Source organism: Geodermatophilus marinus (assembly GCF_003428645.1).
GTDB lineage: Bacteria > Actinomycetota > Actinomycetes > Mycobacteriales > Geodermatophilaceae > Geodermatophilus.
In genome coordinates this window covers 14,676-36,584 of record NZ_QVQH01000035.1, presented here as the reverse complement: position 1 = coordinate 36,584, position 21,909 = coordinate 14,676, and the positions used below count along the sequence as shown (strand labels likewise).

The following is a 21,909-nucleotide window of genomic DNA, read 5'->3' as shown; positions in this document are numbered from 1 at the left end:
CCACCCCCGCGGCCACCTCGGCGCACCGCTCGGCGTCCCGCCCGCCCAGCAGCACCCGCTGCCCGGCCGCGGCCAGCCGCACCGCCAGCCCCCGCCCCTGCGGCCCGGTGCCCCCCAGCACGCCGACGGTCAGGCGGGCGACGTCGGGCAGGTCGTGCGGCGAGCGGGTGGGGCGGGTAGCGGTCACGGGGGTCCTCCCGGGTCGTGGGGTCGGTCAGGCGGTGCGGGTGGGGGCGGGCCGGTGGTGACCGGCCACGGCGCCGTCCGGCAGCGGCTCGGCGCCGGGCCCGAGCGGCGGCCCGCTCACGGCTGCGCCGCGGTGGTCACCGCACCGTCCCGGACGGTCCAGGTGTCGCCGCCGTGCACGAGCGCGCGCAGGTCCGCGCCCCCGGCGTCGACGGCGGCGGCGACCTGCGCGCGGGCGAGGTCGTCGTAGGTGGGGCGGGAGACCTGGCGCAGCACGCCGAGCACGACGTGCTCGAGGTCCTGGTCCGAGAGCCGGGCGAGGGCGTGGGCCAGCCCGGGGTCGGTGGCGTCGTGCACGACGACGTCCTCCGGCGCGACCTCGGCGGCCGGCGCGACCGCGAGGCCGAACCCCCGGCGGACGACGGCCCACCGGCCGTCGGTCCCGAACGTGATCGGCTCGCCGTGGCGGACGGCGATCACCCGCGACTCCGCGTCGTCCGGGCGGCGCAGCACGTCGAACGAGCCGTCGTTGAAGATCGGGCAGTCCTGGTAGATCTGCACCAGCGAGGCGCCGCGGTGCCGGGCCGCCGCCTCGAGCACCTCGGTGAGGCCCTTCCGGTCGGAGTCCATCACCCGGGCGACGAAGGTGGCGTCGGCGCCCAGCGCCAGCGCCAGCGGGTTGAACGGCGCGTCCACCGAGCCCTCGGGGGTGGACTTGGTGACCTTGCCGACCTCGCTGGTGGGCGAGTACTGGCCCTTCGTCAGGCCGTAGATCCGGTTGTCGAACAGCAGGATCGTGATGTTCACGTTGCGCCGCAGCGCGTGGACGAGGTGGTTGCCGCCGATGGAGAGGGCGTCGCCGTCGCCGGTGACCACGAACACCGACAGGTCCGGGCGGGAGGTGGCCAGGCCGGTGGCGATGGCCGGGGCCCGGCCGTGGATGGAGTGCATGCCGTAGGTGTCGAGGTAGTACGGGAACCGCGACGAGCAGCCGATCCCCGAGATGAAGACCGCGTTCTCCCGCCGGATCGACAGCGCCGGCAGGAAGGAGCGGACGGCGGCCAGCACGGCGTAGTCCCCGCAGCCGGGGCACCAGCGCACCTCCTGGTCGCTGGTGTAGTCCTTGGCCTTCTGCGGGGCGTCGGCGGCCGGGACGAGGTCCAGCCCGCCGACGGCGGGCATGCCCAGATCGGTGCTCACGCGGTCACCTGCTCCTTCTCCTCCACGTACGGGGTGAGGCGCTCGGCCAGCTCGGCGGCGCCGAAGGGCAGCCCGGCGACCTTGGTCACCGACTCCACCGGCACCGTGAAGCGGCCCTGCAGGAGGAGCGCCAGCTGGCCGAGGTTCATCTCCGGGACGACGACGCGGCGGTACGAGCGCAGCACCGCGCCGGTGTCGGCCGGCAGCGGGTTGAGGTGCCGCAGGTGGGCCCGGGCCACGCGGTGCCCGGCGGTGCGCAGCCGCCGCACGGCCGCGCCGATCGGGCCCCAGGTCGACCCCCAGCCCAGCACGAGGACGTCGGCGTCCCCGGTCGGGTCCTCCACCTCGAGGTCGGGGACGGCGATGCCGTCGACCTTGGCCTGCCGGACCCGGACCATGAGCTCGTGGTTGGCCGGGTCGTAGGAGATGTCCCCGGTCCGGTCGGCCTTCTCCAGGCCGCCGATCCGGTGGGTCAGGCCCGGGGTGCCCGGGACGGCCCACGGGCGGGTCAGGGTCTCCGGGTCCCGCAGGTAGGGCAGGAACTCCCCGTCCGGCCCGTTCGGCTCGGTGGCGAACTCCACCGCGAGGGCGGGCAGCTCCTCGACCTCGGGCAGCCGCCAGGGTTCCGAGCCGTTGGCGATCGCGCCGTCGGAGAGCAGGAAGACCGGCGTCCGGTAGGCCAGGGCGATCCGCGCGGCCTCCAGGGCGGCGTCGAAGGCGTCGGCCGGTGAGCGGGGGGCGACGACGGGCACGGGGGACTCGCCGTTGCGGCCGAAGAGCACCTGCAGCAGGTCGGCCTGCTCGGTCTTGGTCGGCAGCCCCGTGGACGGCCCGCCCCGCTGGACGTCGACGACGACCAGGGGCAGCTCGGTCATGACCGCGAGCCCGACCGCCTCGCTCTTGAGCGCCACGCCCGGGCCGGAGGTCGAGGTCACCCCCAGCGCCCCGCCGTAGGCCGCGCCGAGGGCGGCGCCGACCGCGGCGATCTCGTCCTCGGCCTGGAAGGTGGTCACGCCGAAGCGCTTGAGCCGGGACAGCTCGTGCAGGATGTCGGAGGCCGGGGTGATCGGGTAGCTGCCGAGGAAGACCGGCAGGCCGGAGCGCACGCCGGCGGCGACCAGGCCGTAGGCCAGCGCGAGGTTGCCGGTGACCTGCCGGTAGGTGCCGTCCGGCAGGACCGCGGGCGCCACCTCGTACGGGACGGCGAAGGCCTCGGTGGTCTCCCCGTAGGCGTGCCCGGTGCGGAAGGCGACCACGTTGGCCTCGGCGATCTCCGGGCGTCGGGCGAACTTCGCGCGCAGCCACGCCTCGGTGCCCCCGGTGGGGCGGGAGTACATCCAGGACAGCAGGCCGAGGGCGAACATGTTCTTGGCCCGCTCGGCGTCCTTCTTGCCCACCCCGAGCTCGGCGAGCGCCGCCGTGGTCAGCGAGGTCATCGCGACCCGGTGCACCGCGTAGGGCGCCAGCGAACCGTCCTCCAGGGGGTCGGCGGCGTAGCCGACCTTGGCCAGGTTGCGGCGGGTGAACTCGTCGGTGTCGACGATCAGCACCCCGCCCGCCGGCAGCTCCCCGACGTTGGCCTTGAGCGCCGCCGGGTTCATCGCCACCAGCACGTCGGGCCGGTCCCCGGGCGTGAGGATGTCGTGGTCGGCGAAGTGCAGCTGGAAGCTGGAGACCCCGGCCAGGGTGCCGTGCGGCGCCCGGATCTCGGCGGGGAAGTTGGGCAGCGTCGCGAGGTCGTTGCCGAACGCCGCGGCCTCCGCGGTGAACCGGTCCCCGGTCAGCTGCATGCCGTCCCCGGAGTCCCCGGCGAAGCGGATCACCACGCGGGAGCGCGGCTGTGTCGGACGGGCGTCGGTGCCCGCCGCGGCGGTGCTGGTCATCGCGCCTCCGGGGGTGCGAGGGGTGGCGCCGGGTACGACGGGTTCCCCGGCGGGTCAAACTAGGATAAGCATTAGCACTGATGAGGGGAACCCGCGAGGCTCCGGCCCGCTCCGCCGTCCTGGGGGTGAGCACCCTCGCCATGGGGCTGGGGGCGGTGCCGATGCCGCTGGTGGGCTACCTCGGCCCCGCCCTGGTCGCCGACCTCGACCTCACCGGCGCCCAGCTCGGTCTCGTCGTCGGCCTGTTCTACGGCGCCACCGGGGTGACGTCCCTGCTCGGTTCCGGGCTGGTCGATCGGCTCGGGGCACGCTGGTGGGTGGCCGGGGACCAGGCCCTCACCGCCGCCGGCCTGGCGGTCGTCGCCGCCGTCGGCTCGCTGCCCGCGCTGCTCGTGACCAGCGTGGTCATCGGCTGCGGCTACGCCTTCCTCAACGCCGGGACCAGCGTCGCCGTGACGGCGGTGTCCCGGGCCGACCAGGCCGCCGGCGCGGTGGCCGTGAAGACCGCGGGCATCCCCGGGCTGCTGACGGTGATGGCGCTGGCCGGGCCGGCGGCGGCTGCGGCGGTGGGCTGGCGGGGCGTCTGCCTCGCCCTCGCCGGCCTGGCCGCGGTCAACGCGGCGCTCGCCCTCGCCTGGCTGCCCAGCCGGCGTCCCGGCCCCGCCGGCACCGGGCCGCACGGGCATGCCCGGCTGCCGCGCGGCTTCGCCTGGGTGGCGCTGGCGGCCACCTGCTTCGTCATCGGCACCAACCCGCTCTCCGCCTGGCTGGTGGTGAGCCTGGTCGACGGCGGCGTCGCCCCCACCGTCGCGGGGCTGGTGTCGGCGACCGGCACCGGCGCGGGCACCGTGGCGATGGTCCTGGCCGCGCGCCGCAGCGACCGCCGGGGACCGGCCCGCCGGGCGAGCACCGCCGCCCGCATCTGCGCCACCAGCCTGGCCGGCACGCTGCTGCTGTGGGCGGGCACCCACCTCGGCCTGGCCCTGGTGGCCCTGGGTGCGCTGGCGGGGCTGCTCGGCGCGATGGTCGGCGCCGGGTTCGCGCACGCGGTCGCCGTCGACCGGGCACCGCACGCGGTGGGCCGGGCGACCGCGGTGATGTCGTGCGGCTACTACCTGGGCGCGCTGGTCTCCCCCCTGGCGTTCGGCGCCCTGGCCGACGCCACCGGCGGCTACGACGTGCCGTGGGCGGTCACCGCCGCGGCCATGGCGCTGTCGGTGGTCTCCTACGCGGTCGTCCAGCGCCGGGTGCCCCCGGCGGCCGCCGGCGTGCGGGCACGCTCGGCGTCCACGACCGGGCTGGTCGGGGACGTCCGCACCTGAGCCCGTCGGCCGCGGGGGTGGTCGACCTCGCCCGCACGGGAGGGCCGCCGGGTCACCGCCCGCCGCGCACGGCCCAGGCGCGGGCCGACAGCGGGATGGACCCGTCCGGGTCGTACGGCAGCCGCACGCGGAGGTGCTCGCGCAACTCGCTGCGCCGGTCCTCGGCGAGCGACACGGCGTACCCGGGCGCGGGGCCCTGCCCGCCGAGGAACGGCGTCCAGCAGTCGTCGAAGTCGCGGAAGCGGGTCGGCACGTCGACCGGGTGGACCCGGACGTCGACCAGGCCGGCGCCGGTGAACAGGCTCCGCAGCGGCCCGGGGCGGCACAGCGGGAAGCGCGCCCCCTCGTCCAGTTCCCGGGCCCGCGGGTCCAGCGCCGCCGCGGCGTCCCAGAACCGGCGGATCAGCTGCATCCCGCCCGCGTAGTCCCACACGTACGCGCCGACCGTGCCGCCGGGCCGGGCCACGCGGGCCATCTCCGCCACCGCCTGCGCCGCGTCGGGCACGAAGTTGAGCACCAACCCGCCGACGACCGCGTCCGCCCGCGCGTCCCCGATCGGCAGCGCGCCCGCCGAGCCGACGACGAACCGCGCCCGCGGGTCGGGGAGGTGCGCGCGGGCGTGCTCGGCGTAGGCCGCGGACGCGTCCACCCCGAGCACCGCGGCGGGGTCCGCCTGCCGGAGCACCGCCTCCGTCACCGCCCCGGTGCCGCACCCCACGTCGACCCACCGCGCCCCGCGGCCGACGGCCAGCCACCGCAGGAACTCGGCGGCCACCTTTCGGCTCCACCGGCCCACGTACGGCTCGTAGGCCGCCCCGCTGGCCCACACGTCCGGACCCACGGCGGCAGCCTACGATCGACGGGGACCGGGGAGGGGCTCCCGGCGACCGCGGGTGCCACCGACCCCCGGGCGGCTCAGGCGGCGGCGAGCGCCTCGTCCCACCCGGCGCCGGCGAGCAGCAGCCTGCGGAAGGGCATGAGCTGCTTGACCGCGCCGAGGCCGACGAGGCCGCGCAGCTGCCCCTCCCCGCCGGTGATCGCGACGAAGGAGCCGTCGAGGTCGCCGGAGACGACCCGCACCTCGTCCCCGGGGCGCACCTGGCCGAAGACCTGCAGCCGCCCGCCGAGCTGGTCGGTCCAGACGTAGGGCAGCGCGTCGTGCACCGCCCGCTCGCCGGCGAGGTCGGCGGCGACCACGCCGGCGGTCTCCACCGCGTTGGTCCAGTGCTCGACCCGGACGTCCACCCCGTAGCGGGGGTGGTGCCACCGGGCGACGTCCCCCACCGCGTGCACGCCCTCGGCGCCGACCGCGGCCAGGTGCTCGTCGCAGACCACCCCGTCGCGCAGGTCGAGGCCGGAGCCGGCCAGCCAGCCGGTCTCCGGCACCGTGCCCACCCCGAGGACGACGACGTCGGCCGGCAGCCGCGTGCCGTCGGTCAGCCGCACCCCCTCGACCCGGTCCCGGCCCTCGAGGCCGGCCACCGAGGTCCCCAGGTGCAGGTCGACCCCGGCCGCGGCGTGCCGGCGGGTCATGGCGGCGCCCAGCTCGGGGCCCAGCCCGCGCACCATGAGCGTGGGCAGGGGCTCGACCAGCGCGACCGGCCGGCCCAGCTGCCGCAGCGTCCAGGCGACCTCCGCGCCGATGAACCCCCCGCCGACCACGACCACCCGGGCGTCCTCGGTGCAGGCCGCCCGGATGGCAGCGGCGTCGGCCGCGGTGCGGAGGGTGAACACCCCCGGGACCGGCTCCAGGCCGGGGACGGTGCGCGGCGAGGAGCCCGTGGCGACGACCAGCCGGTCGAAGGCCACGCTCTCGCCGCCGTGCAGGCCCACCCGCCGGGCGCCGAGGTCGAGGTCGACGGCGCGGCCGGGCACCAGCTCGACGCCCAGCGCCCCGAGCTTCTCCCGCGTGGTCAGCGGCGCCGCCTCGGCGTCCGGCGAGGCGAGGAAGGCCTTGGACAGCGGCGGCCGGTCGACGGCGACGCCGTCGGCGGCACCGGGCTCGCCGGCGACGAGCACGACGTCGGCGTCGCTGCCGCGGCGGCGCAGCCCCTCGACCGTGCGGACGCCGGCCAGCGAGGCCCCCACGACGACGATGCGCATGTCAGGGATGCCCGGTCAGGAGACCGTGATCGCCCGCTCGGGGCAGCTGTCGGCGGCGAGCTGCGCGTCGGCCTCGAGCTCGGCGGGGACGGGGTCCACCATGACGATGGCGTGGCCGTCCTCCTCGTCGAGCTCGAACACGTCCGGAGCGGTCATGTGGCAGACGCCGTGCCCCTGGCAGACGTTCAGGTCGACAGAGACGTGCATGGTCGTTCCCCTCCGGGTGCGGGCGACACCGCCCCACCCTGTTGACAGAGCAAAACCAGGATAAGCATTATCACACTGTGACGGAGAACAGAGACGGAGACCACATGCAGGCCCGCGGTCGGTGTCCCGTCGTCCACTTCGACCACCACTCGCAGGAGCACGCCGACGACACGGTCGGCAGCTACCGCGCGCTGCGGCAGACCCATCCTGTCGCGTGGTCGGAGGCCTACGGCGGCTTCTGGGTGCTGACCGACTACGAGTCGGTGTTCGAGGCCGCCCGGGACGACGACGTCTTCTCCTCCCAGCGCCTCGACCAGTACGGCGGCCCCGGGCTGTCGGTCGTCATCCCGAAGACGCCGATGCACAAGCACATCCCGATCGAGCTGGACCCGCCGGAGTTCCGCGCGTTCCGCAAGGTCATCAACCCGATCGCCTCACCCGCGGCCGTGGCACGGATCGAGGACATGATCGTCCGGTGGACCACCTGGTTCGTCGACGAGCTCATCGAGTCCGGCCAGGCCGACCTCGCCCAGGTCATCGGCGTCCCCGCGATCTGCACCATCGACTGGCTCGGGCTCGACGTGCAGCACTGGCAGGTCTACGCCCGCTCCCACCAGGCCACGCTGGCCGAGCCGACGGACAGCCCGGTCTACAAGCAGGCGGTGGAGGTCGACCTGCCCTGGTGCTCGGAGCAGATGCGGCAGACGATCGCCGCCCGCGCCGCGGAGCCCCGCGACGACGTCATCAGCTACCTGGTGCAGCAGGAGGTCGACGGCCGGCCGATCACCGAGGAGGAGGTCTTCTCGATCGTCGAGCTGCTGGTCAGCGGCGGCGTCGGGACGACGGCCTCGCTGGTCAGCCAGGCCCTCGTCTGGCTCTACGAGCACCCCGACGTCCGCCAGGAGCTCATCGACGACCCGTCGCTGCTGGACCGGGCGATCGAGGAGTTCCTGCGCTTCTTCTCCCCCACCCAGGCGCTGGCCCGCACGGTGCTCGAGGAGACCGAGTTCCACGGCTGCCCGATGGGCGTCGGCGACCGGGCGCTGCTGGCGTGGTCGTCGGCCAACCGGGACGAGCAGCAGTTCGAGAACCCCGACGAGATCGACATCCACCGCTGGCCCAACCGGCACCTGGCCTTCGGCGTCGGCGTGCACCGCTGCGCGGGCTCGCACTTCGGCAAGCGGATGGCCAAGGAGATGCTCAAGCAGGTCCTGGAGCGCATGCCCGACTACGCGGTCGACATGAGCGGGCTCAAGCGCTACCCGCGACAGGGCGTGAACAAGGGGTGGCAGCGGATCCCGGTCACCTTCACGCCGGGTGAGCGGCGGCTGCCGCCGGGGGCCGTCCCCGCCGGCGTGTCCGCCGCCAGCGCCCGCAGCTGACACCGCGCACGACCGGAAACGCCCGCAGCCGGGCACACCCGACGAGAGGAGCAGGTCCATGGCAGGGCGCATGGAGGGGAAGGTCGCCTTCATCACCGGCGCGGCCCGCGGGCAGGGCCGCAGCCACGCGGTCCGGCTGGCCCAGGAGGGCGCCGACATCATCGCCGTCGACATCTGCGAGGACATCGGCACCGTCACGCCGTACTACCCGCTGGCCACCGAGGAGGAGCTGGCCGAGACGGTGGCGGCGGTGGAGGCCCTCGACCGGCGGATCGTCGCCCGCAAGGCCGACGTCCGCGACCTCGGCGCCCTCCAGGCCGCCTTCGACGCCGGCCTGGCCGAGCTCGGCCGGGTGGACACCGTGGTCGCCAACGCCGGCATCGCCACCTACGGCAAGGCGTGGGAGCTGACCGGCGAGCAGTGGAAGGACATGGTCGACGTCAACCTCACCGGCGTCTTCCACACCGCCAAGGTCGCCATCCCCGCGATGATCGAGGCCGGCCGGGGCGGGTCGATCCTGTTCACCAGCTCGATCGGCGGCCTCAAGGGCATCCAGAACGTCGCCCACTACGTCGCCTGCAAGCACGGCATCGTCGGGCTGATGCGCACCCTGGCCAACGAGCTGGGGCCGCACTCGATCCGGGTCAACACGATCCACCCGACCAACGTCGACACGCTCATGATCCAGAACCCGGGCACCTGGGCGATGTTCTCCCCCGGCGACCCCGAGCCCAGCCAGGAGAAGGCGATGCCGGGGTTCCTGTCGCTGAACACCCTGCCGGTGCCCTGGATCGAGCCGGTGGACATCAGCAACGCCGTGCTGTTCCTGGCCAGCGACGAGGCCCGCTACGTCACCGGCGTGGCGTTCCCGGTGGACGCCGGCGCGTTCGTGAAGTGAACCCGGGGGCGACCCGGTCGTCCCCGGCGCGGAGCGGCCGCCGCCACGGACCCGTGGCGGCGGCCGCTCCTTGTGAGCCGGCTCACAGCCTGCATATGGTGCACAGGCTTTCGTGCCGCGCTGCCGAGTCCACCAGGAGCACCCCCATGGCCCAGTCGACCGTGCCCCCGCAGGCCCCGGACATCCTGTCCCCGGAGTTCATCGCCGACCCCTACCCCTTCCACCGGGTCCTGCGGGACTTCCACCCGGCGCACCACCACGAGGCGACGCAGAGCTGGTTGATCAGCCGGTACGCCGACTGCGCGTCGGCCTTCCGCAGCCCGGCCTTCTCGAGCCGCAACTACGACTGGCAGCTCGAGCCCATCCACGGCCGGACCATCCTGCAGATGGAGGGCCGGGAGCACGCCACCCACCGCGCCCTGCTCAACCCGTTCTTCCGCGGCAAGGGCCTGGAGGCCTTCCTGCCGGTCATCACCCGCAACGCCGCCGAGCTGGTCACCCGGGCGGTCGAGCGCGCCGCGGCCGACCTGGCCGACGGGCTGGTGGGCCGCGGACGGGCCGACCTGGTCGCCGAGTTCACCACGTGGTTCCCGATCAACGTGATGGTCGACATGCTGGGCCTGCCCAAGAGCGACCAGGAGCGCTTCCACCGCTGGTACCACTCGATCATGGCCCACCTGAACAACCTGGCCGGCGACCCGGCGATCACGGCCCAGGCGGACCAGACCCGCGAGGAGCTGCGGGACTACATGATGCCGATCATCCGCGAGCGCCGCTCCGGCGACGGCGACGACCTGCTCTCCCGCCTGTGCCGGGCCGAGGTCGACGGGCAGCGGATGTCCGACGAGGAGATCAAGGCGTTCGTCAGCCTGCTGCTGGTCGCCGGCGGCGAGACCACCGACAAGGCGATCGCCAGCATGGTGCGCAACCTGCTCGACCACCCGGAGCAGATGGCCGCCGTCCGCGCCGACCGGTCGCTCGCCGACGCCGTCATCGCCGAGACGCTGCGCTTCTCCGGCCCGGTGCACATGATCATGCGCCAGACCGAGGACGACGTCCGGATCGAGGGCACCACGATCCCCGCCGGTTCGACCTGCATCATGATGCTCGCCGCCGCCAACCGCGACGAGCGGCAGTTCCGGGACCCGGACGTCTTCGACATCCACCGCCCCGACCTCGACGTGGCCAAGGCCTTCAGCGGGGCCGCCAACCACGTGCAGTTCATCCTCGGCCGGCACTTCTGCGTCGGCTCGCTCCTCGCCCGGGAGGAGATGGCCGTCGCGCTGGGCCTCGTGCTCGACCGGCTGCCGAACCTGCGCTACCAGGAGGGCTTCACGCCGCGGGAGGTCGGCCTCTACACCCGCAGCGTGGCGAGCCTGCTGGTCGAGTTCGACGTCCCGACCGCGGCGTGACCCCGCCCCGGTCCGCGGCGCCCGGCCGGGCGCCGCGGACCGGGCCGGCACCGGGGGCTTCTCAACCAGGCGAACCATGCATAGGGTAAGCCCGATCACACAGCCACGCCGACGACGCCGTCGGCCGATCGAGGAGGTCGCCACATGTCCGCTCGCGGTGCCATCGAGAACGTGCTCAACCGGTACTCCATCGCCTACGACGAGAACGACATGACGGAGATGGCCGACACCTTCGCCGACGGGGCGGTGCTGAGCATGCGGATCGCCGGCGGCGACCTCATCGGCCCGTTCGAGGGCAAGGAGGCGGTCATGAAGCTGATGACCGACAGCCTGGCCGGCCAGACCGACCAGCGCCGGCACGTCACCACGAACGTCGTCCTGCGCAAGGAGACCGAGGACAGCGCCGTGGTCAGCTCCTACCTCACGCTCATCTCCGTCCAGGACGGCACGGCGACCCTGCTCTCCACCGCGCGCTACGAGGACGAGCTGGTCCGCGAGGGCGACGGCGCGTGGCGGTTCACCAAGCGGCACATCGAGCTCGACCTCCCGTACTGACCGCGCCCGCCCCCGGAAGGAGAGCCGCCGTGAACCAGGGCCTGATCCCGGCCAAGTGGGCCGCGCTGACCCCGCGCGCCGAGGCGATCGTCGACGTCCCCCACAGCCGCCGGATGACCTACGCGGAGTTCGACCAGCTGGTGCGACGGGCGGCCAACGGCCTGCGCGGGCTGGGCCTGGAGAAGGGCGACCGGTTCGCCGTCCTCTCCCGCAACTGCGCCGAGTACATGGCGCTGTACTACGCCGCCGGCCGCGCCGGCCTGGTGCTCCAACCGCTCAACTGGCGGCTGGCCGGCGAGGAGCTGGCCACCATCGTCCGCGACGCCGCGCCGAAGGCGGTGATCAGCGCCGACGAGTGGTCGGAGGCGGTCGAGCAGCTGCAGCGCGACGTCGACGTCCCGAACTGGCTGCAGTTCGGCGACAAGAGCGACGGCAGCTTCACCCGGATGGTCGAGTCCGCCGGCGACGAGGAGCCGATCTGGGTCTCCTCGGTGCTCGACGACGACCCGTTCTTCATCCTCTACACCGGCGGGACCACCGGGAAGAGCAAGGGCGCCGTGCACACCCACCGCAGCGCGGGGGCGATGATGCTGGCCCAGACCGTGGCCGAGCGGATCGTGCCCACCGACGTCTACATGCTGACCGGGCAGATGTACCACATCCCCACCGTGCTGGCGATGAACTACAACCGGCACGGCTGCCCGCTCGTGCTGGTCAACTTCGAGGCGCAGCAGGCCCTGGAGATCATCCAGGAGGAGAAGGTCTCGGCGTTCCTCGGCATCACCACGATGATCAACTGGATGATGGCCGTGCCGGGCTTCGCGGACTACGACCTCTCCAGCCTGCGCAACTTCCAGTACGGCGGCGGCCCGATGCCCTCCTCGGTCGTCCGCGCGGCGATGGACAACTTCCCCTGCACGATGATCCAGGGCTACGGGCAGACCGAGGGCGCCGGCATGACCTTCCTGTCGCAGGAGGACCACGTCCGCGCGGTGAACGGCGACCACCCCGAGCGGCTGCGCTCCTGCGGCCGGGAGGGCTTCACCGCCCAGATCCGCGTCGTCGACGAGCTCGGCCGCGACGTGCCCCGCGACGGGCGCACCGCCGGGCAGATCATCGTCCGCGGCGAGCAGAACATGATCGGCTACCTCAACCAGCCGGAGCTCACCGCGCAGACCATCCGCGACGGCTGGATGTGGACCGGCGACATGGCCACGTGGGACGAGGACCGCTACGTCTTCATCGTCGACCGCGCCAAGGACATGATCATCTCCGGCGGGGAGAACATCTACTCCGTGCAGGTCGAGGAGGCGATCAACCAGCACCCGGCCGTGCTGGAGTGCGCCGTCTTCGGCGTCCCGGACGACGAGTGGGGCGAGTCGGTCAAGGCCGTCGTCGTCCTCAAGCCGGGGCAGGCGGCCACCGAGCAGGACATCATCGACGAGGCCAGGAAGCACCTGGCCGGCTACCAGAAGCCGCGCTCGGTGGACTTCGTCGGCCAGCTGCCCAAGGCGCCGACCGGCAAGATCCTCAAGCGGGAGCTGCGCCAGCCCTACTGGGCCGACCGCGACCGGGGGGTCTGAGTGCCCTTCGGGGAGGCGGAGCTGCAGGCGCAGGTGGGCCGCCGGTTCCCCGGCGGCACCTACACCGTCCACCCGTGGCGGGCCTGGCTGCTGGCCGACACCGTGCTCGCCGAGCCCCCGTCGGTGCTGCCGGGGGCCGGCGAGCAGGTCGCCCACCCGCTGTTCGCCTGGATGGCGGCCACCGGCGCCATGGGCATCACCTGGGACGAGCTGTTCGGCTGGTTCGGCGCCACCGCCGCCGACGGGCCGGTGTTCGGCGAGCACGAGACCACGCTGCACCGGCCGCTCCGGGTCGGCGCCACCTACCGGGTCAGCGGCGGCATCGTCTCCGGCGAGCGCAAGGTCGGCCGGCGCACCGGCGCCTTCGACGTCGTCGGCTACGCCATGGACCTGCACGAGACGGACCTGCACGAGACGGACCTGCACGAGACGGACCTGCACGAGACGGACCGGCACGAGATCGAGGACGGGAGCCACGTGGCCACCTGCTGGAACTCCATCGTCTTCCCGCGGAGGGATGCATGACCGCGGCCGCGACCGTGGCGGTCGGCACCGGGCTGCCCGCCTACGACGTCCCCTCGGTCAGCGCCGAGAAGATGAAGACGATGGCCGCGCTGCTGGCCGACCCCACGCCGATCCACTGGGACGTCGCGACGCTGCAGGCCCTCGGCATGGGCGACCGGCCGGTCAACCAGGGCCCCCTCACCATGGGCTACGCCATGAACGCGGTCACCGCGTGGGCCGGCGGGGCCGACCGGCTGCGCCGGCTGCGGGTGCGCTTCCTCGGCACGGTCCTGGCCGGCCAGCACCTCCGGGTGCGGGGCACGGTCACCGCCGTCCGAGAGGAGAGCGGTGCCCGGCTGGCCGACTGCGACCTCGTGGTGGAGGTCGTCGGCGAGGGCGAGGGCGAGGGCGACGGCGAGGGCGACGGGCCGGCGCCGGTCATCTCGGGGAGCGCGACGGTGGTGCTGCCGTGACGTACGAACCGCTGCGGTTCCAGCTGGCCTACGGCGACTGCGACACCGTCGGCATCGCCTACTTCGCCATCTACTACCCGTGGATGGAGCGCGCGCAGACCCTGTGGCTGTACTCCCACGGGTTGCGCAGCGGTGAGCTGGTCGACTCGCTCGGCGTGCTCACCGTCGGCGTGCACTCCGACTGCACCTACAAGCGGATGGTGCGGGTCTTCGACGAGCTCACCGTGGAGATCACCCTCGACCGGGTGGGGACGTCGTCCTACACGCTGGGCTTCGACTTCACCCGGGACGGGGAGGTCGTGACCCACGGGTCGATGACCTTCGTCTGCCGGACCCCGGAGGGCGGCAAGGCGGCCATCCCCGAGCGGCTGCTCGAGGTGCTGCGCACCCTGCCCGCCCCGGCGGGGGTGCCGGCGTGAGCCGGCTCGACCTCCCGGCGGTGACCGCCGACCTCACCACGGTCGCCGGGCTGCCGGAGGGCGACCTCGGCGCGCTGGCCCGGGCGGTGCGGGCGCAGGCCGACCGGCAGGCGATCGCCGACCTCGGCGTCCTCTACGCGCGGGCGGTCGACGACCACGACGTCGACAGCGTGGTGGCGATGTACACCGCCGACGGCGTCTTCGAGCGCCGCGGCGTGGCGGCCACCGGGCGCGCGGAGATCCGCGCGGCCTACGTGGCCAGCTTCGACACCTACCGGACCATGCTGCACACCCCGCACCCGGGCGTGGTGCAGCTGCACGGGGACGGGACGGCGTCGGGCTGGTCGCACGGGCACGCGGAGCTGGCCACCCGGTCCACGCTGGTGCTCGCCTCCTTCCGGTACGAGGACGACTACCGCCGCGTCGACGGCCGGTGGCTGTTCGCGAAGCGGTCGATCACGTTCATGTACGCCGTGCCGGCCGACGAGCTGGCCACCAGCTTCGGCTCGGTGGAGCGGATGCGCTGGCCGCGCACCGCCCCGGAGCCCGCCGACTACCCGGAGAGCGCCCCCACCTGGGAGACCTACCGGGCCTGAGGACGCCGGGGCACCGAGGCCCCGCGGGAAGAGGAGAGCAGCGTGTACCGGATCGTCGTCAACTACCACCACCCGGAGGACCCGCAGGCCTTCCTGGAGCACTACCGGGGCACCCACGCGCCGCTGGGCAAGCGGCTGGAGCGGGTCAGCTCCTACACCTGGGGCCCCTGCGAGACCCTCGACGGCTCGCGGCCGGAGTACTTCGTGACCGCGGTCATGGAGTGGCCGTCGAAGGACGACGCGCTGGCCGACCTCGGCTCCCCCCAGGGCGCGGAAGCCCAGGCGGACATGGCCAACTTCGCCCAGGCCGGGGCCTCGATGGTCGCGTACGAGGCCGAGACGGTCGTCTGATGCACCTCGCCGGGGGCGGCCGGGGGCGCGGCCCGCGCCGCCCCACGACCGCCCCCGGCCGGGGCCTCCGCCCGGGCCCGGCCGCCCGCCTGACCCGGGTGGAGGACGCCCTCGCCCTGCACGAGCTGGTCGCCCGGTACGCCCTCGCCGTCGACGACCGCGACTGGGGGACGCTGCGCGGGCTGTTCACCGCGGACGCCGTGTTCGCCGGCATCGCCGAGCGGGTGGAGGGGCGCGACGCCGTCGTCGACTACCTGGCCCGCCGGCTGGCGGCGTCCGGGCCCACGGCGCACTCGCCGCACGCCCACGTCCTCGACCGGGGAGCGCCGGGGGAGGCGACCGGCACGGTGTCGATGCACGCCGAGCAGGCGATCGACGGCACCGCGATGGTGCTGGCCTTCCGGTACTCCGACGCCTACCGGCGGGAGGAGGGGCGGTGGCGGTTCCGCTCCCGGCGGCTGCGCTTCCTCTACGCCGTGCCCGCCGCCGACTACCCGACCGCGGTCACCGACCAGCTCGCCCTGCGCTTCCCGGGCGCGGCGCCCCGGCCCGCCCAGCTCGGCCCGTGGGCGGGGGCCTGAGGGACCGGCGCCCCCGGGCCGGCGTCAGGGCCGCGCCCGTCACGGCGCGAGGGGTGCCGGGTTGAAGCCCGGCAGCGCCAGGTGGCCGGCGTCGACGGCGATCGCCTGGCCGGTCACCGCCCAGGCCCCGTCGGAGGCCAGCCACGCGGCGGCGTCGGCGACCGTCTCCGGCGGGAGGCCGCCCTGGCCGCCGAGGATCCCGTAGTGCAGGGCGGCGGCCTCGAAGTCCGCCCGCGTCCCGCCCGGCCGGCCGGCCATCCGGTCGTAGAGGCCCGGCCAGTTGACCATGGGCGTGTCGACCAGCCCGGGGCAGACCGCGTTCACCCGCACCCGGTGCGGGCCCAGTTCCAGCGCGGCGCTCCGCATCAGCCCGAGCACGCCGTGCTTGCTGGCCGCGTAGTGCGCAGCCCCGGGGTTGCCGCGGAACCCGTTGACCGACGAGGTGAGCACGATGGAGCCGCTGCGCCGCCCGACCATGTGCGGGGCGACGGCCTTCATGCAACGCCAGACGCCCTTGAGGTTCACGTCGAGGACGTCGTCCCAGGTCTGCTCGTCCATCTCCCAGAACGGCGCCTGGGAGAAGACGCCGGCGTTGGCCACCAGCACGTCGATCTGCCCGAAGGCGTCCAGGCCCTCCGCGACGACCTCGGCCAGTGCCGCCGACGACCGCACGTCCGCGGTGCGGGCGAGGATCCGGCGGTCGAGCGCCTCGACCGCGGCGGCGGTCTCCCGCAGGTCGTCCTCGCGCGCGGTGTCGTACGGGACGGTGGCGACCTGCGCGTCGATGTCGACGGCGACGACGTCGGCGCCCTCCCGCGCCAGGGTGACGGCGTGCGCGCGGCCCTGCCCGCGGGCGGCCCCGGTGACCAGGGCGACCTTCCCGGCCAGCCGGCTCACGGCATGCTCACCTCGCCGCCGAGGGCGGTGACGAGGACGACGGGATCGAAGAACTCGGCCAGCCGGGTGATCCGGCCGTCGCGGACGGTGAACCGCGAGATGTAGGTGTTCCGGTACGGCCGGCCGGTCGGGATCACCACGGTGTCGCTGGTGTACTCGGCGACCCACTCCCCCGGCCGGCCCTCCAGCGCGTCGATCCGGTAGTCGGCGAAGCGCATCGGCTCCATGACGCCCTCGGGGTAGACCTTCATCGCCTCGGTGCGCCCGCGGGACACCTTCGGGAAGCCCGGGGGCGCGTAGGGCAGCACCAGTTCGACGTCCTCGGCGAACGTCGCCTCGATGGCGGGCAGGTCCAGGCGCCCCACGGCGTCGAGGTAGGCCTCGACGACGGCGCGCTCGTCGGGTGAGCTCACGGGTGCTCCTCTCATCGGCCGCGCGCGGCGCGGAAGGCGCTGACCGCGGCGCGGTGCTCGGGGGTGTCGAACAGCAGGGCGATGGCCTCGACCGACTCGTTGAAGCCGCCCTCGGCGTTGCGGTTGACGAACGCCTTGCCGACCTGGACGGCCAGCGGCGGGTGGGCGGCCATCTCGGCGGCCAGGCCGACCGCCGCGGGCAGCAGGTCGTCGTCGGGGTGCACCTCCTGGACCAGCCCGGCCCGCTCGGCGCGGCCGGCGTCCACGTCGCGCCCGGTGAGGGCCAGGTAGCGGGTCCAGTGCCGGCCGAGGACGTCGGGCCCCCGCACGATGCCGTAGCCCGGCATCAGGCCGACGGTGGGCTCCTTGAACGCGAAGCGGGCCGACTCGGCGGCCAGCACCACGTCGCAGGCCAGGGCCAGCTCGGCCCCGCCGCCGAAGGCGATGCCGTTGACCGCGGCGACGACCGGCACGGCGCACCGCTCGACGGCGTGGAAGGCGTCGTAGACCAGCTTGAGGTGCGGGCGGACCCGGGTCACGTCGCCGTCCAGGCCGGCGAACATGTCGATGTCGCCGCCGGCGGAGAAGGCCCGGCCGGAACCGGTGAGGACGACCGCGCGGACGCCGTCGTCCACCCCGATCGTGCCCATCACCTCGAGCAGCTCGCGGAACCAGACCTGGTCCATCGCGTTGAGCTTCTCGGGCCGGCTCATCGTCAGGACGGCGACGCCCGGCTCCGGGTCGGTGCGGGTGAACCGCTGCATCACGGGGCCTCCCGGTCCCACGTGCCGGGCGGGACGCCGTCCGCGCGCAGCTTGTACTTCTCCACCCGCTGGCTCGGCGTCAGCGGCAGCGCGTCGAGCACGCGCACGTAGCGGGGGACGGCGAACGGGGTGAGCCCGCGGCGGCAGTGCGCGACGAGCTCCACCGGGTCGACCGCGGCGCCCTCGGCGGGCACCACGGCGACGGCCACCTCCTCCTCCGACAGCTCCGAGGGCAGCCCGTAGGCGGCGACCTGCGCGACCGACGGGTGCTCCGCGACGACCCGCTCGACCTCCCAGGAGGAGACGTTCTCGCCGCGCCGGCGGATGGTGTCCTTCATCCGGTCGAGGAAGGTGAGGAACCCGTCGGCGTCGAGCACGCCGCGGTCGCCGGTGTGGAACCACAGCTCCCGCCATGCGGTCGCGGTGGCCTCGGCGTTGCCGGCGTAGCCGTCGAACATCCAGCCCGGCTTCTTCGGCCGCACCACGATCTCGCCGGGCGTCCCGGGCGGCAGCGGTTCGTCGCGCTCGTCGACCACGGCGACGGTGTAGTTGGCCGACTCGCGGCCGGCGGTGCCGACGCGGCGGGCCGTGGGCGGCATGTCGGTGACGATGGAGACCTCGGTGCTGCCGTAGATCTCGGTCAGCCGGACGCCGAAGCGGCGCTCGAAGGCCTCGAAGACCTCCGGCGGGCAGGGCGCCCCGAACGCCACCCGCACCGGGTTGTCGGCGTCGTCCGGCCGGGGTGGCTGCTTGTGCAGGATGCTCATCATCGCGCCCTGGTAGTTGAACGCGGTGATGCCGTGGGCCCGGCAGGTGTCCCAGAACCGGCTGGCCGAGAAGGTGCGGTCGAGCACCAGGTCCGCGCCGGCCTCCGCGGCGGTCATCACGCTGCAGTAGCGGGCGTTGGAGTGGAACAGCGGGAAGACGCTGTAGAGCCGGTCGGCCGCGGTGTAGCCCATCAGCCCGACCGTGTGCCGGGCGAGGTTGACGTTGGCCCGGTGGGAGAGCACCGCGCCCTTGGGCGGGCCGGTCGTGCCGGAGGTGTAGAGGACGACGGCCGGCGCGGCGGGGTCGACCTCGGGCAGCGGGACGGGGTCGGCGGCGAGGACGTCGGCCAGGTCGAGCCCGTCCCCGCCGGCCGGCCGGCCGTACACGACCACCCGGACGCCGTCCCCGGCGCAGGCGCGCACCGCCGCCTCGAACTCCGCGTCGCAGACCACGACACCGGCGCCGCTGTGCTCGAGCAGGTAGCGCAGCAGGGTCGGGCCGCTGGCCGGGTTCAGCGGCACCTCCACCAGCCCGGCGCGGGCCAGGCCGAACCACACCGCCAGGGTGGCGACACTGCTGCGCACGAGCACGCACACCGGGTCGCCCGGTCGCAACCCGAGGGCGACGAAGCCGGCGGCCGCGCGGTCGGCGCGGTGGTCGAGGTCGGCCCAGGTGACCCGCTCGCCGTGGACCAGCGCGCCGGCGTCCGCGGCCGCCCGGCCGGCCGCCCGGGCGAGCCAGGCACCGATCGAGGGTGTGCCGGACATGCGACCTCCGCAGGGGGTGACCCGGGTGTGCGACCCGTGCCATCATCCAGCCAGAACCTGCGAAGGATAACAAGGGTTTTGAGGGGAGAAGGACCGATGACCGGTGCCGAGCGCCCCCGGGTCGGGACGAGGGACATCGAGGACCTGCGGGGGACGTTCCTCGGCGCCGCCGACCAGGACGAGCTGCTGGCCGTGCAGACCGAGTGCACGGTGGCCTACACCTCCCGGGAGGGCTGGCCGGCCGCGGTGGTGATGAGCTTCCTGCGCCGCGACGGCCGGTTCTGGCTGACCGCGGTCGCCGGCCGGGACCACCTGGAGTCCCTGCGGGCCGACCCGCGGCTGACCCTCGTCGTCGACAACCGCGGCACCGGGCTGCCCGGCCGGCGGATGGTCGCCGTGCAGGGCGCGGTCACCGTGCACGAGGACCGCGCGACCAAGGACTGGTTCTACCCGGCGTTCGCGCAGCGCATGGCCGCCGACGACCCGGCCGCCTTCGTCCGGCTGCTCGACAGCCCGCGGCGGGCCGTGCTCGAGGTGACCCCGACCGGCCGGCAGAAGAGCCACGACAGCCGCAAGATCGCCGGCGACGGCCGCGGCGGCCCAGCCCGCAGCAGCCCGGCGAACCGGGTCTCAGGTCGAGCCGACAGGGACCTGCCTCCGGAAGCGGGAAGGCACACTCAGGAGCGGTAGCTGCGCCAGGTCGGCAACTGCTCCGGGATGTCGGCCTCGACCGGCGGCGCCTCCGGCCAGCGGATGCGCGCGGGCCCGGTGAACGTCGACGCCATCTCGGAGAAGGGCGTCACGTACATGAACCGCAGCGAGCGGTCCTGGAACACCCACTGCGAATCGACCCTGCGGTAGCGGTCCGGATAGCGGAACGCGGCCATCATGAGCGTCCCTGCCAGGGAGAGCTCCGCGTGGCCGGTGACGACTCCCGTGGCCGAGTTCTCGTCCCCGACGCGCACCACGTGGGAGTTCGGGACGTGCAACGTGGTCACGTAGCGGTCCATCATGCCGACGTAGAAGTCACGGAGGGCTGCGTGACCGGAGACCGTGCCACCCAGGCGAGTGAAGCTGCCGTCGGGCGCGAAGCACGCCAGGACGCCCTCGATGTCGTGGTCGTCGACGGCCATCATGTACAACGCGTTGAGGTCCGTGATGGCGGCGCGGGCGGCCAGCACGCCCACCTGCCGGGCGATCCGGCCACTGTCAGCCGACAGCTCCGGGACGCTGGTCTGACCGACGATGTCCATGGTCCCGATCCCTTCCGCAGCGAGCCCGTGCACCGCACACGGCCGCGTCGCTCCCCCGGTCCGACCGACTCCCGGACGCGGCCCTGACCGACACGGTGCACGTCACCTCAGCCGGCGTCCCTGGTGCCCGTCGCCATGACGAAGGCGACCTTGCACACCTCGTCACTGCGATTGCTCCACGAGTGGGCGTTCCCGGTCTGCACGACGACGTCCCCCTGCTTCAGGAGCGTCTCGTGCGTGTCGGTGACGCAGTAGACCTCGCCGGAGAGGACCACGACCACGTCCACGGTGTCGGTGGCATGACTGCCGTCCTCCGAGGGAGGAGTCTCTTCGCCGTTGCCCTCGGCCGCCTCGTGTCCGATGGCCGCGAGCGACTCGTCATAGGACCGCCCCGCCCACTCCTCGTCCGGCGCGATCGAGCACATGCGGAACACCGCCGAGCCGGACGGCGGGGTCAACTCGATCTGGTCGGGCAGCCCGTCGTCAGCGGAGATCCGGGTCGGCAGGCCGTCGAAACGCCAGATGTCCACGATGGTGAATGCCGGGGTCTCGAGGCGCAGGGGTGCGTCACGATCAGCCAGGACGGTGGACCGGCCATCCGTCCCGGTGCCGTGGACCACGCGGCGGACACGGAAATCCGACTTCTTCTCGGTCACGTTTCCACGCCTTTCTGCGGTGGCCGGACGGTCACTTGTACATGTCGTCGAACTTGCCGGAGGCTCCGGGCGTCAAGGCGGCCATCTTGTCGCCGTCGTACGTGATCTTCTTCCCGGGGGTGAACTCCAGCACGACCCGCTCAGGGATGTCGAGCACGGTGCGGAAGAACTCGATCCGCTCCTCATTCCCCTCCCCGTTCATCTTCGCGGCGTAGTCGCGGAAGAACCATCCGGCCGCTTCCGGGGCGTCGTGCGGAAGAACTCGCGTGGTGCCCTTGTACGTGACGGTCTTGCCAGTACCGCCAGGCAGTCCCGCACTCGAGATGACGATGCACGTCCGGGGGTCCCGCCGCACCGCCGCGACCCGCACCCGGTCCTCCGTGACCATCAGCCAGATCTTCCCTCGATCGGCCAGGTACATCATGATCACGCCCACCGGTTCACCCTGCTTGTTGGACCAGATGAACGTGCATTCCTTCTGCTCGCGCAGCAGCCACTTCTCGTCTTCTTCATCGAGGGCGTAGTCGTGCAGGTCCCTGTAGCTGTCGAATTCTTCGGGCACGACGCTCCCTATCTCGGACGGCGACTCGGCGGTCGCAGGGGCGCCGCATCCCTGGCGGCGAGCGGCATCCCTCAGGTCTCGGGACGCCAGCCGGCGCCCCCGCGGTTCACCGACGTCGACGGGCGCATCGATAAGGACCGCATCATTGTCAGGGTTCGACCCTAGTCGTGACTT

Annotated in this window: 26 protein-coding genes; 13 read left to right on the top strand and 13 right to left on the bottom strand. The window is 73.7% G+C overall.

What is annotated here, in order from left to right; all coding sequences use genetic code 11:
- From D0Z06_RS23130 to D0Z06_RS23120, 3 genes are all read right to left on the bottom strand, one after another.
- On the bottom strand, positions 1-187 hold a 187-nt coding region (locus tag D0Z06_RS23130; protein ID WP_158580064.1), incomplete at its 3' end, for an NAD(P)-binding domain-containing protein.
- 116 nt (positions 188-303) lie between these two features.
- Positions 304-1,386, bottom strand: coding sequence for a 2-oxoacid:ferredoxin oxidoreductase subunit beta (locus D0Z06_RS23125; RefSeq protein ID WP_233517910.1), 1,083 nt, complete (start codon positions 1,384-1,386; stop codon positions 304-306).
- Positions 1,383-3,269, bottom strand: coding sequence for a 2-oxoacid:acceptor oxidoreductase subunit alpha (locus D0Z06_RS23120; protein WP_117379898.1), 1,887 nt, complete (start codon positions 3,267-3,269; stop codon positions 1,383-1,385). Before D0Z06_RS23120 ends, D0Z06_RS23125 begins: the two co-directional genes overlap by 4 nt.
- Positions 3,270-3,349: 80 nt before the next feature.
- On the opposite strand from D0Z06_RS23120, the gene D0Z06_RS23115 reads away from it, so the two are divergent.
- The gene (locus D0Z06_RS23115; RefSeq protein ID WP_117379897.1) at positions 3,350-4,591 is read left to right on the top strand and encodes an MFS transporter; all 1,242 of its coding nucleotides are present in this window, start codon (positions 3,350-3,352) and stop codon (positions 4,589-4,591) included.
- A 52-nt stretch (positions 4,592-4,643) separates the two neighbouring features.
- Here the strand turns inward: D0Z06_RS23115 and D0Z06_RS23110 are convergent, their stop codons facing one another.
- From D0Z06_RS23110 to D0Z06_RS23100, 3 genes are all read right to left on the bottom strand, one after another.
- Positions 4,644-5,432 (bottom strand): class I SAM-dependent methyltransferase, encoded by a 789-nt coding sequence (locus tag D0Z06_RS23110; RefSeq protein WP_199522493.1) that lies wholly within the window; start codon positions 5,430-5,432, stop codon positions 4,644-4,646.
- Between the two features lie 74 nt (positions 5,433-5,506).
- Positions 5,507-6,694, bottom strand: coding sequence for an NAD(P)/FAD-dependent oxidoreductase (locus D0Z06_RS23105; RefSeq protein WP_199522492.1), 1,188 nt, complete (start codon positions 6,692-6,694; stop codon positions 5,507-5,509).
- Positions 6,695-6,709: 15 nt separating this feature from the next.
- Positions 6,710-6,901 carry a ferredoxin gene (locus tag D0Z06_RS23100; RefSeq protein ID WP_117379895.1) on the bottom strand — a complete coding sequence of 64 codons (192 nt, stop codon included), beginning with the start codon at positions 6,899-6,901 and terminating at the stop codon, positions 6,710-6,712.
- 104 nt (positions 6,902-7,005) lie between these two features.
- Between D0Z06_RS23100 and D0Z06_RS23095 the strand changes: the two genes are divergently transcribed.
- From D0Z06_RS23095 to D0Z06_RS23050, 11 genes are all read left to right on the top strand, one after another.
- Entirely contained in the window at positions 7,006-8,283 is a 1,278-nt protein-coding gene (locus tag D0Z06_RS23095; RefSeq protein ID WP_117379894.1) for a cytochrome P450, read from the top strand.
- A 58-nt stretch (positions 8,284-8,341) separates the two neighbouring features.
- Positions 8,342-9,181, top strand: coding sequence for a mycofactocin-coupled SDR family oxidoreductase (locus D0Z06_RS23090; protein ID WP_117379893.1), 840 nt, complete (start codon positions 8,342-8,344; stop codon positions 9,179-9,181).
- 146 nt (positions 9,182-9,327) lie between these two features.
- Positions 9,328-10,593, top strand: coding sequence for a cytochrome P450 (locus tag D0Z06_RS23085; protein ID WP_117379892.1), 1,266 nt, complete (start codon positions 9,328-9,330; stop codon positions 10,591-10,593).
- A gap of 144 nt (positions 10,594-10,737) precedes the next feature.
- Positions 10,738-11,148: a nuclear transport factor 2 family protein gene (locus D0Z06_RS23080; protein ID WP_117379891.1), complete on the top strand. Its 411-nt coding sequence runs from the start codon at positions 10,738-10,740 to the stop codon at positions 11,146-11,148.
- Between the two features lie 29 nt (positions 11,149-11,177).
- Complete coding sequence (locus D0Z06_RS23075) at positions 11,178-12,731, top strand: class I adenylate-forming enzyme family protein (protein WP_117379890.1); 1,554 nt, start codon at positions 11,178-11,180, stop codon at positions 12,729-12,731.
- Positions 12,732-13,256 carry a hypothetical protein gene (locus D0Z06_RS23070; protein ID WP_117379889.1) on the top strand — a complete coding sequence of 175 codons (525 nt, stop codon included), beginning with the start codon at positions 12,732-12,734 and terminating at the stop codon, positions 13,254-13,256.
- A complete protein-coding gene (locus tag D0Z06_RS25985; RefSeq protein ID WP_199522491.1) occupies positions 13,253-13,708 on the top strand; it encodes a MaoC family dehydratase in 456 nt (151 codons plus the stop codon). Before D0Z06_RS23070 ends, D0Z06_RS25985 begins: the two co-directional genes overlap by 4 nt.
- A complete protein-coding gene (locus tag D0Z06_RS25980) occupies positions 13,705-14,127 on the top strand; it encodes an acyl-CoA thioesterase (protein WP_199522490.1) in 423 nt (140 codons plus the stop codon). Before D0Z06_RS25985 ends, D0Z06_RS25980 begins: the two co-directional genes overlap by 4 nt.
- Positions 14,124-14,723, top strand: coding sequence for a nuclear transport factor 2 family protein (locus D0Z06_RS23060; RefSeq protein ID WP_199522489.1), 600 nt, complete (start codon positions 14,124-14,126; stop codon positions 14,721-14,723). The genes D0Z06_RS25980 and D0Z06_RS23060 overlap by 4 nt, the downstream gene beginning before the upstream one ends.
- A 42-nt stretch (positions 14,724-14,765) precedes the next feature.
- Positions 14,766-15,074 carry an EthD family reductase gene (locus D0Z06_RS23055; RefSeq protein ID WP_117379887.1) on the top strand — a complete coding sequence of 103 codons (309 nt, stop codon included), beginning with the start codon at positions 14,766-14,768 and terminating at the stop codon, positions 15,072-15,074.
- Positions 15,074-15,655, top strand: coding sequence for a nuclear transport factor 2 family protein (locus D0Z06_RS23050; RefSeq protein ID WP_117379886.1), 582 nt, complete (start codon positions 15,074-15,076; stop codon positions 15,653-15,655). Before D0Z06_RS23055 ends, D0Z06_RS23050 begins: the two co-directional genes overlap by 1 nt.
- Before the next feature lie 39 nt (positions 15,656-15,694).
- Here D0Z06_RS23050 and D0Z06_RS23045 read toward each other — a convergent pair whose 3' ends face one another.
- From D0Z06_RS23045 to D0Z06_RS23030, 4 genes are read right to left on the bottom strand one after another with little or no spacing between them, the layout of a single operon-like run.
- The gene (locus D0Z06_RS23045) at positions 15,695-16,552 is read right to left on the bottom strand and encodes a mycofactocin-coupled SDR family oxidoreductase (RefSeq protein ID WP_117379885.1); all 858 of its coding nucleotides are present in this window, start codon (positions 16,550-16,552) and stop codon (positions 15,695-15,697) included.
- Positions 16,549-16,965 carry a nuclear transport factor 2 family protein gene (locus tag D0Z06_RS23040; protein ID WP_158580063.1) on the bottom strand — a complete coding sequence of 139 codons (417 nt, stop codon included), beginning with the start codon at positions 16,963-16,965 and terminating at the stop codon, positions 16,549-16,551. Before D0Z06_RS23040 ends, D0Z06_RS23045 begins: the two co-directional genes overlap by 4 nt.
- Before the next feature lie 11 nt (positions 16,966-16,976).
- Complete coding sequence (locus D0Z06_RS23035) at positions 16,977-17,729, bottom strand: enoyl-CoA hydratase/isomerase family protein (RefSeq protein WP_233517911.1); 753 nt, start codon at positions 17,727-17,729, stop codon at positions 16,977-16,979.
- Positions 17,729-19,264 (bottom strand): AMP-binding protein, encoded by a 1,536-nt coding sequence (locus tag D0Z06_RS23030; protein WP_117379882.1) that lies wholly within the window; start codon positions 19,262-19,264, stop codon positions 17,729-17,731. Before D0Z06_RS23030 ends, D0Z06_RS23035 begins: the two co-directional genes overlap by 1 nt.
- Positions 19,265-19,360: 96 nt before the next feature.
- Here D0Z06_RS23030 and D0Z06_RS23025 point away from each other — a divergent pair, with 96 nt between their 5' ends.
- Positions 19,361-19,954, top strand: coding sequence for a pyridoxamine 5'-phosphate oxidase family protein (locus D0Z06_RS23025; RefSeq protein ID WP_117379881.1), 594 nt, complete (start codon positions 19,361-19,363; stop codon positions 19,952-19,954).
- Here D0Z06_RS23025 and D0Z06_RS23020 read toward each other — a convergent pair.
- From D0Z06_RS23020 to D0Z06_RS23010, 3 genes are all read right to left on the bottom strand, one after another.
- Positions 19,942-20,517, bottom strand: coding sequence for a nuclear transport factor 2 family protein (locus D0Z06_RS23020; RefSeq protein ID WP_117379902.1), 576 nt, complete (start codon positions 20,515-20,517; stop codon positions 19,942-19,944). The two genes, D0Z06_RS23025 and D0Z06_RS23020, sit on opposite strands and share 13 nt — an antisense overlap.
- Before the next feature lie 107 nt (positions 20,518-20,624).
- Positions 20,625-21,173: a cupin domain-containing protein gene (locus D0Z06_RS23015; protein ID WP_117379880.1), complete on the bottom strand. Its 549-nt coding sequence runs from the start codon at positions 21,171-21,173 to the stop codon at positions 20,625-20,627.
- A gap of 31 nt (positions 21,174-21,204) precedes the next feature.
- On the bottom strand, positions 21,205-21,735 hold the full coding sequence (locus tag D0Z06_RS23010; RefSeq protein WP_117379879.1) for a pyridoxamine 5'-phosphate oxidase family protein: 531 nt from the start codon (positions 21,733-21,735) through the stop codon (positions 21,205-21,207).
- Positions 21,736-21,909: the final 174 nt, after the last annotated feature.